This window comes from Sphingobium limneticum (assembly GCF_008710165.1).
GTDB lineage: Bacteria > Pseudomonadota > Alphaproteobacteria > Sphingomonadales > Sphingomonadaceae > Sphingobium > Sphingobium limneticum.
In genome coordinates, this window is sequence record NZ_VYQA01000010.1 from 153,447 (window position 1) to 166,582 (window position 13,136).

At 64.2% G+C, this 13,136-nt stretch carries 14 protein-coding genes; 7 read left to right on the top strand and 7 right to left on the bottom strand.

Annotated elements, in window-relative coordinates; translation table 11 throughout:
• The first annotated feature begins 225 nt into the window (after positions 1-225).
• The 3 genes from F4U95_RS14625 (at position 226) to F4U95_RS14635 (ending at position 3,250) form a co-directional block, all read left to right on the top strand.
• Complete coding sequence (locus F4U95_RS14625) at positions 226-1,158, top strand: DUF2171 domain-containing protein (protein ID WP_150426196.1); 933 nt, start codon at positions 226-228, stop codon at positions 1,156-1,158.
• A gap of 121 nt (positions 1,159-1,279) precedes the next feature.
• Positions 1,280-1,618: a DMT family protein gene (locus tag F4U95_RS14630; protein ID WP_120250499.1), complete on the top strand. Its 339-nt coding sequence runs from the start codon at positions 1,280-1,282 to the stop codon at positions 1,616-1,618.
• A gap of 108 nt (positions 1,619-1,726) precedes the next feature.
• Positions 1,727-3,250, top strand: coding sequence for a glycosyltransferase family 39 protein (locus tag F4U95_RS14635; RefSeq protein WP_161600393.1), 1,524 nt, complete (start codon positions 1,727-1,729; stop codon positions 3,248-3,250).
• Here the strand turns inward: F4U95_RS14635 and queA are convergent.
• From queA to F4U95_RS14660, 5 genes are all read right to left on the bottom strand, one after another.
• On the bottom strand, positions 3,230-4,258 hold the full coding sequence (gene queA / locus F4U95_RS14640) for a tRNA preQ1(34) S-adenosylmethionine ribosyltransferase-isomerase QueA (protein WP_150426198.1): 1,029 nt from the start codon (positions 4,256-4,258) through the stop codon (positions 3,230-3,232). The two genes, F4U95_RS14635 and queA, sit on opposite strands and share 21 nt — an antisense overlap.
• A gap of 93 nt (positions 4,259-4,351) precedes the next feature.
• A complete protein-coding gene (locus F4U95_RS14645; protein WP_150426199.1) occupies positions 4,352-5,137 on the bottom strand; it encodes a peptidylprolyl isomerase in 786 nt (261 codons plus the stop codon).
• 224 nt (positions 5,138-5,361) lie between these two features.
• On the bottom strand, positions 5,362-5,880 hold the full coding sequence (coaD, locus tag F4U95_RS14650) for a pantetheine-phosphate adenylyltransferase (protein WP_150426200.1): 519 nt from the start codon (positions 5,878-5,880) through the stop codon (positions 5,362-5,364).
• Positions 5,881-5,885: 5 nt separating this feature from the next.
• Positions 5,886-6,803 carry a polyprenyl synthetase family protein gene (locus F4U95_RS14655; protein ID WP_120250505.1) on the bottom strand — a complete coding sequence of 306 codons (918 nt, stop codon included), beginning with the start codon at positions 6,801-6,803 and terminating at the stop codon, positions 5,886-5,888.
• Positions 6,804-6,808: 5 nt separating this feature from the next.
• The gene (locus F4U95_RS14660) at positions 6,809-7,063 is read right to left on the bottom strand and encodes an exodeoxyribonuclease VII small subunit (protein ID WP_120252107.1); all 255 of its coding nucleotides are present in this window, start codon (positions 7,061-7,063) and stop codon (positions 6,809-6,811) included.
• Between the two features lie 168 nt (positions 7,064-7,231).
• Between F4U95_RS14660 and F4U95_RS14665 the strand changes: the two genes are divergently transcribed.
• Positions 7,232-7,615: a hypothetical protein gene (locus tag F4U95_RS14665; RefSeq protein WP_120250506.1), complete on the top strand. Its 384-nt coding sequence runs from the start codon at positions 7,232-7,234 to the stop codon at positions 7,613-7,615.
• Positions 7,616-7,828: 213 nt separating this feature from the next.
• On the opposite strand, the gene F4U95_RS24600 is transcribed toward F4U95_RS14665, so the two are convergent.
• A complete protein-coding gene (locus F4U95_RS24600; protein ID WP_161600394.1) occupies positions 7,829-7,984 on the bottom strand; it encodes a hypothetical protein in 156 nt (51 codons plus the stop codon).
• 195 nt (positions 7,985-8,179) lie between these two features.
• On the opposite strand from F4U95_RS24600, the gene F4U95_RS14670 reads away from it, so the two are divergent.
• From F4U95_RS14670 to purT, 3 genes are all read left to right on the top strand, one after another.
• Complete coding sequence (locus F4U95_RS14670) at positions 8,180-8,950, top strand: DUF6683 family protein (RefSeq protein ID WP_150426201.1); 771 nt, start codon at positions 8,180-8,182, stop codon at positions 8,948-8,950.
• A 65-nt stretch (positions 8,951-9,015) separates the two neighbouring features.
• Positions 9,016-11,193: a phosphoribosylformylglycinamidine synthase subunit PurL gene (purL, locus tag F4U95_RS14675; protein WP_150426202.1), complete on the top strand. Its 2,178-nt coding sequence runs from the start codon at positions 9,016-9,018 to the stop codon at positions 11,191-11,193.
• Between the two features lie 157 nt (positions 11,194-11,350).
• Positions 11,351-12,520 carry a formate-dependent phosphoribosylglycinamide formyltransferase gene (gene purT, locus F4U95_RS14680; protein ID WP_150426203.1) on the top strand — a complete coding sequence of 390 codons (1,170 nt, stop codon included), beginning with the start codon at positions 11,351-11,353 and terminating at the stop codon, positions 12,518-12,520.
• Here the strand turns inward: purT and F4U95_RS14685 are convergent.
• A complete protein-coding gene (locus F4U95_RS14685; RefSeq protein WP_246171602.1) occupies positions 12,508-13,131 on the bottom strand; it encodes a GNAT family N-acetyltransferase in 624 nt (207 codons plus the stop codon). The two genes, purT and F4U95_RS14685, sit on opposite strands and share 13 nt — an antisense overlap.
• Positions 13,132-13,136 lie beyond the last annotated feature (5 nt).

Genomic DNA, 13,136 nt, shown 5'->3' on the forward strand with positions numbered 1-13,136 from the left:
CTGGCTATAGGATAGCGTTTTGGCCCTTGCAACAGCATTTTGCGCAAAAAGCAGGGCGCGCGACTGATCTGGATCAAGCCGCAGAAAAAGCGACTATTTCCGACGCGACAGGACGCCCGATGGGCAGGACATTACCCCTGCGTAACGCCCGGAACGATGCCACCGCCCACTCATTGAACCCTTCGTGGACGCCGCACTGGCGTCATCCATAGAAGGAGAAGGACGATGGGTTACCAAGGCGGACGCCGCTATGGTGGCGAAGACCGATATTCCGGCAATCTGGACCGCGGCGGCGATCGCTATCGCGGTCAGCGCGACTATGGCCGCAGCGATCGGGGCTATCGTTACGGCACGCGCGGCCAGTTTGGCGGCCCCGACTATCGCCGCCCCCCCAGCGACTATGATTATGACGATCGCGGCTTTTTCGACCGCGCCGGCGACGAGATCCGCAGCTGGTTCGGCGATGAAGAAGCCGAGCGCCGCCGGGAATATGACGAATATTATAACCGCCCCTATGGCGACCCGCGCGACCAGTCCAGCCGCCTGGGCTATGCCAGCGCCGCGCGCAGCGAATACCTGCCCAATCGCGGTTTCACCCCTTATACGGGCGAACGCAGCGGCTATGCCAGCGAGGATCACCGCGTGCGTGCCTTTGGTCCGCAACAGGATTATGGCGCCCATCACGACAGCAATTATCACAGCTGGCGCCAGCAGCGGATCGAGGAACTCGATCGCGACTATGCGGAATATCAGCGCGACAATCGCGACCGCTTCAACAGCGAATTCGGCACATGGCGCAGCCGCCGCGGCGAACAGCGCCAGGCGATCACTCAGGTGCGAGAACATCATGAAGTGGTCGGCAGCGACGGCGAACATGTCGGCACCGTCGACAAGCTGCGCGGCGACCGCATCATCCTGACCAAGAGCGACAGCGATGCCGGCGGCGTCCACCATTCCATCCCGTCGAGCTGGATCAAATCCGTCGACGCGACCAAGGTGACGCTGGAAAAGACCGCAGAGCAGGCGCAGGACGCCTGGCGCACCGAACGCGAACAGAACGCCCTGTTCGGCGACCGTGACCGCGACCAGAGCAGCTGGAACGGCGAAGGCACCGCCGGCAGCAGTAGCAGCAGCTACAGCAGCACGCGCTATCGCTGATCTGCAACTCTAGGAATGAAAAGGCCCGGCGCATCGACGCCGGGCCTTTTTGCATGCCCGCTTGCGCAACCGCCATCTGCAATGCCAAAGCATCGCACCCTCCCCGCGCGAGCCTGGTGCCATGCCGACCATCATTCTGCTGATCATATCCAACATCTTCATGACCATCGCCTGGTACTGGCATCTGAAAGGCGGAATGGACAAACCGATCCTGCTGGTCATCCTGATCAGCTGGGGCATCGCCCTGTTCGAATATTGCCTGGCCGTCCCCGCCAACCGCATCGGCTTTGCCAGCGGCTGGAGCGCAGGCCAGCTCAAGGTCGCACAGGAAGCGATCGCGCTCATCATCTTCGGCGGCTTCATGGTGACGGTGCTGGGCGAACCGCTCCACTGGCGTCACCTCGCCGCCTTCGCCTGCATCATGGGCGCGGTCGGCTTCCTGTTCGTGGGGAAGGCCTGAGCGCGGCCACGCCTGCATGACGATCGCTGCCCATCAAATCGCCCGCGGGTTATCTCCTTCTTAACCATGATCGGCGATGGTCCCGCGCATCAAGTTGGGGGCAGATCCTTGTCGATGACTATCACCGCGCGTCGGTCCATCGTGGAACCGACCATTTTGCTCTGCGGATTCCTTGTCCTGTGCGCGATCTACGCCATGGCCATGCGCCTGCATATGTTGCAGGTGACCCCGCTATGGCTCGATGAGACATGGAGCGGGATGATCGCGACGCGCCCCGACTGGTCGTCCTTTTGGCGGGAAGCCTGGCTAGATTGCAATCCGCCGCTTTATTATGTCTTCCTGACCGGCTGGGTATCGCTGTTCGGTGACAGCAATTTGGCGATGCGCCTGCCCTCCTTTCTGTTCGTGCTGGCCGCTGCCCTATTGCCGCTGATCTGGCCGCCGCGCACGCTCGACCGCGCCGGCATCTGGACCTTCGCCGCGCTGATCCTGCTCTGGCCATCCAATCTCGGCCTCATGGTCGATGCGCGCGGCTATGGCCTGATGCTGCTGCTGGCCACCGGATCCTGCCTAGCCGTCGCCCATATGCTGGAGCGATTGACGCTAAACCGGGCCATGCTCTGGGTCGGGCTGGGCACGTTGATGTTCCTCACCCATTATTATGCGGCCGTCCTGCTTGTGGGTCAGGCGCTCGTCCTTCTGTACCGTTACGGCTTTCAGCTGGCACGACGCTGGCCCGCCGGCTTGTTGGCGATCCCCGGCCTGGTCTGGTTCGCCTATCACATGTCGCGCCTGTCCGATTATGCCCGGCCCGACGCGGCCTGGTACGAGCATACGTCGCTCCTCAGCAGCCTGCTCAACATGACCTATGTTCTGGGCGCGCATAACCCCATCGCTCTGGCGGCGGTGACGGCAACCTTTCTCGCCGCGATCGTCCATCATCGCCGGAGACGGTCCACTATCCGCGAAACCCCGACGCGTCACGACGGCGCGCTGCTGCTTACTGTTCTCTCGGCGGTCATCGGGCTCACGCTCGCCATCCTGATCAGCCTTGCGCAGCCATCCCTTACCAACCGCTACCTCGTCCCCCTGGTGCCGACCGCGATGCTGGGACTTACGTTGCTCATAAAGCGCACGGCGCGGCCCGATTATGCAGCGCTTGGCCTGGGCTTGGCCTTCCTGCTGCCCACGCTCAATCTGGACCTGATGCGGGGCGAATTGGGGCAGCGCGCCATGTACGGCTATGAAGAGAGCAGCGATTTCGTTGCTGCGGCGAAACCCGATCGCCTGTTGTTCCTGTGGGATTCATCATCGGCAAAGATCATGGACCGTGCATCGCTGGAGGCCCTCGGCGGCTATTTCCAGCAACGCGAAGGGCTGAACATCCCGGTCCAGCCTGTCGTCGTCGATGACAAAGCCGATGCGAACCGCATCCTGCGCGCCGCCGCCACGTCGCAGAGGCCCGCGATCATCTGGCTATATAATGTCCATGTTCGCGCCGCAGCAAAGGATCATCCGCCGACATTCGCGAACGATCCATCCTGGCGCTGCGACCATGCTCCGCCTCGCTCGGGCATCGGCAGCATCGGCTGCGTCAGACAAGCCATGCCGTCACGGCAGCAGCAGCGATGAATCCCCATAGCTGTAGAAACGATATCCCGTTTCGATCGCATGGCCATAGACGGCCCGCATCCGCTCCGTCCCCATCAACGCACTGACCAGCATGAACAGCGTCGATTTGGGCAAATGGAAATTGGTCATCAGCCCATCGACCGCCCGAAAACGATAGCCCGGCGTGATGAATATCCGCGTTTCATCGGCAAAGGGACGGATGACATCATCCTCGCCCGCCGCGCTTTCCAGCAGACGCAATGATGTGGTGCCCACCGCGATCAGCCGACCGCCAGCCGCCCGCGCCGCGTTCAGCCGATCCGCCGTCGCCGCGTCGATCCGCCCCCATTCGGCGTGCATGCGGTGGTCGTCGGTATCGTCCGCCTTGACTGGCAGAAACGTGCCCGCCCCGACATGCAGCGTCAGCGTCTCGGTCGCGATGCCAGCGTCGGCGATGGCCGCCATCAGCGCCGGTGTGAAATGCAATGCAGCGGTGGGTGCGGCGACCGCACCATCCTCGCGCGCGAACATCGTCTGATAATCGCTGCGATCGCGCTCGTCGGTCGGGCGCTTGCTCGCGATATAGGGCGGCAACGGCATCCGCCCCGCCCGCTCCAGCAGCACCTCGACCGGCTCGTCGCCTTCGAAATCCAGCGTCACGCCGCCATCCTCGTCGCGCGGCCCGGCGATCGCCGTCACGCCCGCGCCGAAATCGATCCGGTCACCCGCCCGCACCCGCTTGGCGTTGCGCAGAAAGGCCTGCCATTGCCGCGGCCCCTGCCTTTTATGCAGCGTCGCGCCGATCCGCGCCTCCCCCCGCATCCCTTCCAGCTGGGCGGGAATGACCTTGGTATCGTTGAACACCAGCACGTCGCCCGCGCGCAGCATGGAGGGCAGGTCGCGCACGATCCGATCCTGCATCGCCCCGTCGCCCGGCACCAGCAGCATCCGCGCACTGTCGCGCGGCGACGCGGGCCGCAATGCGATATTCTCGGGCGGCAGGTCGAAATCGAACAGGTCTACGCGCATGGCTCGGGACGTTTCATCCAAACGGCGTGGCCCCGGCAGCTTCGAAAGAAGCGACCGGGGCCTTTACAGGACAGCAAAAGCCGGATCGGCTCGTTATTTCTTCGGCGCGACCTTCTTGGGCGCCGGCTTGGCCGCAGGAGCCTTGGGCTTGGGCTTTGCCTTGACCGTGTCGACGATCGACACCGGCGGTGCGGGCGGCGTGGGCGCGACCGTCACCGGCGGCTTGCCGTCGCTCTCGATCGACGCCTGCAGGATCACGCTCGGGTCGGCCGGCGGCTCGCCTTCATGGATCGCGTCGACATATTGCATGCCTTCGATCACGCGGCCGAACACGGTATATTTCTTGTCCAGCTGCATGCGCGGCAGCAGCACGATGAAGAACTGGCTGTTCGCGCTGTCCTCGCTCTGGGCGCGCGCCATCGACAGCGTACCGCGCAGATGCGGCATCGGATTGAATTCGGCCTTCAGGTCGGGCAGCGTCGAACCGCCGGTACCGTCACCCTTGGGATCGCCGCCCTGCGCCATGAAGCCGGGGATGACGCGGTGGAATTTCAGGCCGTTGTAGAAGCCCTGACGCGTCAGCTCCTTGATCCGCTCGACATGGGCCGGCGCGATATCGGGACGCAGTTGGATGCGCACGCGGCCGCCGCTCGACAGGTCCAGATCCCAGATATTCTGCGGATCGGCAGGAATGGTGGCCGGTGGCAGCTTGGGCGTCAGGTCATGACCCAGCGACTTGGCATTGTCCTGCGCGCGTACGGCGGCTTCGGCCTTCTTCATGTCTTCGCCCTTGCCGCCGCCCCCTTGGGCCAGGGCCACACCGGACGCGGTAAGGGCGAAACCGATCGCCACAGTCTTGAGCGCGCTAGTAAAACGCATGGAGCAGAAGTTCCTTGATCTCGTAAAAGCCATGGGGCCAAGCCGCCCTGATAGCGCCCTGATCGCGATTGGCAACTGAACGAAGGCTGAAACGGTCGAGTCCTTGGTAAAATGCGCGGCAGAGCGCATTTTAATGCGGCACCAGCCCGCTCCCCCACCCGGCCCCCCCACAGTGTATCCTGATTGGGCGGCCGGGTGGGGGAGCGGGCTGGTGCGGTTCTCCCCTAAAGACTCACCGTCCCTTTTCGCCCGATCTTTTCCACCCGCGCGGCGACTTCGTCGCGCACCACCGGGCTGACGAATTTGTGGATCGGCCCGCCATAGAGGGCGATTTCCTTGACCAGCCGCGACGCGATCGGCTGCAACGATACGTCCGCCATCAGGAAAACCGTCTCGATCCGGCCGTTGATCTGCTGGTTCATGCCCGCCATCTGATATTCATATTCGAAGTCCGCGACCGCGCGCAGGCCCCGGATGATGACGCTGGCCTGTTGCGACTCGGCAAAGTCCATCAACAGCGAATTGAAGCCGGTGACGACGATGTCCGTGTCGATCCCCGCACATTCGCGGCGCACCATCTCCAGTCGCTCTTCGTCGGAGAACATGGGCGACTTGGCGATGTTGGTGGTCACGCCGATCACCAGCTTGTCGACCAGCTTCGCGCCGCGCCGGATGATGTCCATATGGCCAAGCGTGATGGGATCGAAAGTGCCGGGATAGACGCCGATACGCTGTTTGCTCATGACTTTTAGCGATCCCTCTCCACGATATAGTCGGCAATGGCGCGCAGCAGGTCCGCTTCGGGACCATGGCCATGCAGATGCGCCTTGGCCTGCGCCACCAGCATATGCGCCTGCTCGCGCGCCCGTTCCACGCCCATCAGCGACAGGAAGGTTTCCTTGCCCGCCGCGGCATCCTTGCCCAACGCCTTGCCCGCCAGCGCCGCGTCGCCTTCTACGTCCAGCAGGTCGTCGGCAATCTGGAAGGCCAGGCCGATGTCGCGGGCATAGCCGTGCAGGCCGGTGCGCGCCTCATGCGGCAAACGCGCCATGATCGCGGCGGCCTCGACACAGAAAGCGATCAGCGCCCCGGTCTTCAAATTCTGGAGCCGCGTGACGGTGGCAAGGTCGAAGCGGGTCTTTTCCGCTTCCAGATCCATCATCTGCCCGCCCGCCATGCCAGCCGGGCCACTGGCGGCGGCCAGCGCGCGCACCAGTTCGATCCGCACGAACGGATCGGGATGCGTCTCCTCGTCGGCCAATATCTCGAACGCCAGATCGTGCAGGCAATCGCCCGCCAATATCGCCGTCGCCTCGTCGAACGCCTTGTGGACGGTCGGCTTGCCGCGCCGCATATCGTCATCATCCATCGCCGGCAGATCGTCGTGGATCAGCGAATAGACATGGATGCACTCGACCGCCAACCCTACGCGCAGCGCCGAGTCGCGGGAAATGTTGAACAGGTCGCTGGTCGCCTGCACCAGCAGCGGGCGCAGCCGCTTGCCGCCACCGATCGCGGCATGCCGCATCGCATCATAGAGGCGGACGCGCGCATCCTGCGGCAAGGGCAGCAACCGGTCGAACGCGGCGTCGATCGCCTGCGCGACCTCGCCCGCCCGCGCCGTCACCAGCGCCGTTGCGGAGGCGCTCTCTCCTCCCCCCGTCATGCGGATCAATCCGCGCCGAAGGGCTGGGCGCCGGTCACCGCGCCATTGGCGTCGACCGTCAGCTTGGCGATGCGCGCTTCGGCCGCCTGCAACCGTTCGGTGCAGCGCTTGCGCAATTCTTCGCCCTTCGCATAGAGCGAAATGGACTCGTCCAGCGGCACGTCGCCGCTTTCCAGTCGCCGGACGATCGTTTCGAGCGCGCGCAGCGCGTCCTCGAACGACAATGTTTCGGTGTCGGGGGTGGAAATATCCTCAGCCATTCCCTTGCATTGGCCGCCGTCACGCGCCCGGTCAAGCCCGCCCCGGCAATAAGCAAGCATAGCGCCCGCTGTCATCAAAAGGTCATGACGTCATTTCAGGGGGCATAGCGGGAACGTCGTAGTTTTGCGTTGACGCACCATGTTGCGCATGCACATAAAAGGATCGCTATGAAACATTATCTCCCCCTTATCGCCGTCGCCAGCGTCGCTTTGCTGTCGGCTTGCAACAAGAATGACGAACCCGAAGTCGTGGGCGGCCCCGCCGACCCGATGGCGGCTCAGCTTGCCAACGCCGCGCCGGTCGAATTGCCGCCGTCGGTGAAGGCGAACAAGCAGTTCCGTTGCAAGGACAACAGCCTGATCTTCGTCGACTATATGAGCGACGACAAGAGCGCGCTGCTGCGCACCGAAAAGGGCGGCACCGCCACCGCGCTCAAGGCGGCCGAAGCCGGCCAGCCCTTCACCGCCGAGGGCGGCTATGAAGTCAAGGGTTCGGGCAACGACGTGACCATCACCGTGCCGGGCAAGAGCGCTCAGGCCTGCCACGTCTGAGTCGCACGACCTTCCTGATTGCCAGGCCGGGCCTTCCCTGAAGGTCCGGCCTTTTTATTGCGCCTGATAAACCTGCACCGTTCGTCCTGAGTAGCTATTGAGCGAAGTCGAAATGGCGTGTCGAAGGATGCGCGCAGCGCATGATGCTTGGACACGGGGATTCCAAGGGCTCAGCCTCTCAGCACGAACAGGTGCATCATATGCGATCACCCATCACTCATTGTTGAACATCGCCAGCGCGGCACGATCCGCATAAGCGTTGGCCAGCCGCCGGTGCGCGGCCCTGGCGCGTTCCGATGTGGACGCCTGCTCCATCAGACGCTGCTTTTTGCAACGGCTGGAAAAATAAAAGAAGTCACTCCCCTTCATGGAAAACCTCTCTGTGGCCTCAATCTCCGTCGAATCGCCACCCCGCTCCACCCATGAACTTTAGGGAAGGCCGTTAACGAAAGGTTGCCGCCGCGACGAACGGTTGACGCGGCCGGATGATCGGCCCGCCGCACCGGCATGCAACTTTCCCGATCCCCAGGCATTTGCTTCTCAGCAAAATCGACGGGGGATTGCATGAGCCTTGGACGCCGTTTTCTCGCGACGGGCATGACGCTGTTGCTGGCAACGAGCATCACCACCGCGCCCGCCCGCGCCGACGATACGTTCAGCGGTTTTGGCAACAGCGCCTTCATGAGTTCCATGATGGACAATGTCCGCATGGACAGCCTGCACCGCCACATGCAGACCCCCCATGATGGCGACCAGCCCCGCGCGCCCGATCGCAAGGCCGGCCCGATCAAGCCCACTCTCCCGGCACCGCCCCCGGCGAAGGCGCATCCCACCCGCTATGTCGCCTCCCCCGCCGTCACCGCGCGGGTGCGCGAACAATTTCTCGCCTGGATCAGGCAGACGTCCGGCTCGCAAGGCGAAGCCGCCATGCGGCAGGTGATGCAGCAGCATGACATTTTCGCCCTCTGGACCAAACAGATGCAATCCGACGGTCTGAAGCCCGGCGATCTGGCGGATGCCTTCGCCGCCTATTGGGTCCAGAATTGGCAGATGGCCAATGGCGTCGAAACCACCCGGCCGGCGCAGGTCATGGCCGTGCGGCGACAGGTCGCGGCCAGCATGGCCGGCTTCACCGAAGCGCAGCGGCAGGAACTGGCCGAAGTTTTCATGTATAATCAATTCGTTCAGGGCACAGCCTGGATCGAAGCCGGGCAACGTGGCGACGCCGCCATGAAGCGCAAACTGGGCGACGCCGCCGTCATCCGCTTCCGCAACGACATGAAACTGGACCTGCGCGCCCTGAAATTGACCGATCGGGGGTTCGTTACGGCCTGATCCCATCGCCTCGCCCCGCACGCCCACCATTGCCCTTCGCCCTCGCCCTCGCTAAAGGCGCGGGCATGTCCAGCACATCGCCCCAGATCACCCCGGAAGTCGTCGCCGAACATGGCCTCAGCCCGGAAGAATATGACCGCGTACTGAAGGCGATCGGCCGTGAGCCGAACCTGACGGAACTGGGCATATTCTCGGTCATGTGGTCGGAACATTGCTCGTATAAATCCTCCAAGATCCACCTGATGAAGCTGCCGACCAAAGGCCCGCAGGTCATTTGCGGCCCCGGCGAAAATGCGGGCGTAGTCGACATCGGCGATGGTCAGGCCGCGATCTTCAAGATGGAAAGCCACAACCACCCGTCCTACATCGAACCCTATCAGGGCGCGGCGACTGGCGTTGGCGGCATCCTGCGCGACGTATTCACCATGGGCGCGCGCCCGGTGGCGAACATGAACGCGCTGCGCTTCGGCCGCCCCGACCACCCCAAGATGAAGCATCTGATCGCGGGCGTCGTGCATGGCATCGGCGGCTACGGCAATTGCGTGGGCGTGCCGACCGTGGGTGGCGAGGTGAATTTCCACCCCGCCTATGACGGCAACATCCTGGTGAACGCGATGACCGTTGGCGTCGCGGACACCGACAAGATCTTCTATTCGGCCGCCAGCGGCGTCGGCAACCCGATCGTCTATGTGGGGTCGAAGACCGGCCGCGACGGCATCCATGGCGCAACCATGGCCAGCGCCGATTTCGGCGACGACGCCGACGCCAAGCGCCCGACCGTGCAGGTCGGCGATCCCTTCACCGAAAAGCTGCTGATCGAAGCCTGCCTTGAACTGATGGCGTCCGACGCGATCGTCGCCATTCAGGATATGGGCGCGGCCGGCCTCACCTCTTCCAGCGTCGAAATGGCGTCGAAGGGCGGCGTGGGCCTCCACCTCAAGATGGACGATGTGCCGCAGCGTGAAACCGGCATGACCACCTATGAAATGATGCTGTCGGAAAGCCAGGAGCGCATGCTCATGGTGCTCAAGCCCGGCCGCGAGGATTTCGCCGAAGCGATCTTCAAGAAGTGGGAACTCGACTTCGCCGTCATCGGCCATGTCACCGACAGCGGCCGCATGGTGCTGGAGCATAAGGGCGAGATCGTCTGCGATATCCCGCTCGCCCCGCTGGCCGACGACGCGCCGCTCTACGACCGTCCCTCCATGCCCAAGGACGAGTATAAGATCTGGTCGAAGGTCGAACCGCTGGGCGACATCACGGAAAGCGCGGATATCGGCGCGGACCTCGTCACCCTGCTGGGCAGCCCGGACATCGCCAGCCGCCGCTGGATCTGGGAACAATATGATCACATGGTCGGCGCCGACACGGTGCAGCGCCCCGGCGGCGACGCCGCGGTCGTGCGCGTCCATGGCGCGCAAAAGGGCATCGCGATCAGCACCGACTGCACGCCGCGCTATTGCTATGCCGACCCCTATGAAGGCGGCAAGCAGGCGATCGCCGAATGCTATCGCAACCTGAGCGCCGTCGGCTCCACCCCGCTTGCCGTCACCAACTGCCTCAACTTCGCCAACCCGCAGCGCCCCGAAATCATGGCGCAGCTGACCGGCTGTCTGGAGGGCATGGGCGACGCCTGCCGTGCGCTCGACTTCCCGATCGTGTCGGGGAACGTCTCGCTCTACAATGAATCGAAGGCGACCGGCGGCGGCTCGGCGATCCTGCCGACCCCGGCGATCGGCGGCATCGGCCTGCTGGCGGATGTGGACGTCATGGCGACGGTCGCATTCAAGAATGCAGGCGACGCGATCTGGCTGATCGGCGGAGAGGGTTCGCACCTCGGCCAGACCATCTGGCTGCGCGAAATCGCCGGCCGCGAAGCCGGTGAAGCGCCCAAGGTCGATCTGGCCGCAGAGCGCGCCAACGCCGACATCGTCCGCACGCTTGTTGCAGAGGGCAGGGCGACCGCCGTGCATGATATCGCGGACGGCGGCCTGATCGTCACGATCGCGGAAATGGCGCTGGCGGGCAAGGTCGGCGCGACGCTGGACGTCGCCCTCACCACCGCATCGGCCTTTGGCGAAGATCAGGGCCGCTATGTCGTCACCACGGCGGCGGGCGTGGACGTCCCCGGCGCGGTCAAGATCGGCACCGTCGGCGGCAGCACGGTCGCAGGCGTCGCGATCGACACGCTGCGCACCGCGCATGAAGGCTTCTTCCCCGCCCTCATGGACAGCGAACTGTAAAAACCGACCGTCACCCCGGCCTCGCGTCGGGGTCCAGCTGCCTTTTTGCAGCGACGGCGACGAGAAAAGCAGGCTCCCGGCTCAAGGCCGGGATGACGGGAGAGGATGGTTCTTGCCCTTGTTGTCAGGGGCTTTGTCACGTCACAGGAGTCTCCCCATGCCCTTCACCGCCAAGATCCTCCTCCTGGGTTCGGGCGAGCTGGGCCGGGAATTCACCATCTCCGCCAAGCGCCTGGGCGCGCAGGTCATCGCCTGTGACAGCTATGCGGGCGCCCCCGCCATGCAGGTGGCGGACGGCTTCGAAATCTTCTCCATGTTGGACGCGGATCTGCTCGCCGCCGCGATCGAAAAGCATCAGCCCGATTTCGTCGTCCCCGAAGTCGAAGCGATCCGCACCGAAGTCCTCGCCGATTTCGAGAGCAAGGGCATCACCATCGTCCCCTCCGCCCGCGCGACCATCATGACCATGAACCGCGACCGCATCCGTGAAGTCGCTGCCGTGGACCTCGGCCTGCGCACGTCACGCTATCGCTATGCCGAAAGCCTGGACGAGGTGATCGCCGGCGCCGACCACACCGGCTTTCCCTGCGTCATCAAACCGGTCATGTCCTCTTCCGGCAAGGGGCAAAGCACGGTCCGCAGCGCCGCCGAACTGGAGGCCGCCTGGACCTACGCCGTCGCCAACATGCGCGGCGACCGCAGCCGCGTGATCGTCGAGGAATTTATCGCCTTCGACTATGAAATCACCCTGCTCACCATCCGCACCCGCGACGGCGTCTATTTCTGTCCGCCGATCGGCCACCGGCAGGAACGGGGCGATTATCAGGAAAGCTGGCAGCCTACCCCCATGTCCGACACCGCCCTTGCCGCCGCGCAGGATATGGCGCGCAAGGTAGTCGACGATCTGGGCGGCTACGGCATTTTCGGGGTGGAATATTTCGTGAAGGGCGAAGACGTCATCTTCTCCGAACTGTCGCCCCGCCCGCACGACACCGGCATGGTGACGCTCCTCTCGCAAAATCTGAGCGAATTCGATCTGCATGCCCGCGCGATCCTGGGCCTGCCCATCCCGGACATTACCCTGCGCGGCCCCTCCGCCTCCGCCGTCATCCTGGCCGATCGCGACTCCGCCGACTTCCATTATGAAGGGCTGGCCGACGCGCTCGCGACGCCGGGCGGCGAAGTCGATATCCGCCTGTTCGGCAAACCGACCACCCGCCCCTATCGCCGCATGGGCGTGGCCATCGCCCGCGCCGACGCCGCCGACGCCGCCCGCGCCCTTGCAAAGGCCGCCGCCGACAAGGTGACGATCGTCTACAAGGACTGATCCGTACCGTCGCGGCAGAAGATATATTCATGGTCGGTCCAGCTACCGACCCGAAAGCCATATTCGCCGACCTTCGTGAAACCGGCCCGGCCATAAATGGCCTGTGCCCGGTCATTGCCCGACCATACGCCCAGCCACACCGGCCCTGGCATTGCCGCTGCCAGCCAATCCATCGCCACGCGCATCAACGCGCCGCCCATGCCCTGCCCCTGCGCGGCGTTCAGCGCATAGAGTTGATATAATTCCCCCTGATCCGCCGACGCGTCCGGATGCGGCAATTTGCACGGCCCCACATGCGCATAGGCCAGCAAAGCGCCATCCGCGTCCTGCGCCACCCATGTCGCATGGGTCGGATCGGCCAGCTCCGCCGCGACCCGATCGACGCCATAACTCTCCTGCTCGAACTGCGCGAGGTCAGCCGGCGGATAGGGCACGGCAAAGCCATCTATGAAGGTCTGCCGGAACGCCGTCAGCTTGAGGATGGACAGGGCTTCCACGTCGGATGAAAGCGCAGGGCGGATGGTCAGCGTCATGCCCCGGACATGCCATGCCCCAACCGCCCGCACCAGCCCGTCCTGCCCGGCGATCGCCGCTTTCCGGTGCGCAATCAAGCGGA

Bases quoted from the DNA above. Each gene is read 5' to 3' on its own strand.
- F4U95_RS14625 (WP_150426196.1), top strand. From the start codon at position 226: ATGGGTTACCAAGGCGGACGCCGCTATGGTGGCGAAGACCGATATTCC.
- F4U95_RS14630 (WP_120250499.1), top strand. From the start codon at position 1,280: ATGCCGACCATCATTCTGCTGATCATATCCAACATCTTCATGACCATC.
- queA (WP_150426198.1), bottom strand. From the start codon at position 4,258: ATGCGCGTAGACCTGTTCGATTTCGACCTGCCGCCCGAGAATATCGCA.
- F4U95_RS14645 (WP_150426199.1), bottom strand. From the start codon at position 5,137: ATGCGTTTTACTAGCGCGCTCAAGACTGTGGCGATCGGTTTCGCCCTT.
- coaD (WP_150426200.1), bottom strand. From the start codon at position 5,880: ATGAGCAAACAGCGTATCGGCGTCTATCCCGGCACTTTCGATCCCATC.
- F4U95_RS14655 (WP_120250505.1), bottom strand. From the start codon at position 6,803: ATGACGGGGGGAGGAGAGAGCGCCTCCGCAACGGCGCTGGTGACGGCG.
- F4U95_RS14660 (WP_120252107.1), bottom strand. From the start codon at position 7,063: ATGGCTGAGGATATTTCCACCCCCGACACCGAAACATTGTCGTTCGAG.
- F4U95_RS14665 (WP_120250506.1), top strand. From the start codon at position 7,232: ATGAAACATTATCTCCCCCTTATCGCCGTCGCCAGCGTCGCTTTGCTG.
- F4U95_RS24600 (WP_161600394.1), bottom strand. From the start codon at position 7,984: ATGAAGGGGAGTGACTTCTTTTATTTTTCCAGCCGTTGCAAAAAGCAG.
- F4U95_RS14670 (WP_150426201.1), top strand. From the start codon at position 8,180: ATGAGCCTTGGACGCCGTTTTCTCGCGACGGGCATGACGCTGTTGCTG.
- purL (WP_150426202.1), top strand. From the start codon at position 9,016: ATGTCCAGCACATCGCCCCAGATCACCCCGGAAGTCGTCGCCGAACAT.
- purT (WP_150426203.1), top strand. From the start codon at position 11,351: ATGCCCTTCACCGCCAAGATCCTCCTCCTGGGTTCGGGCGAGCTGGGC.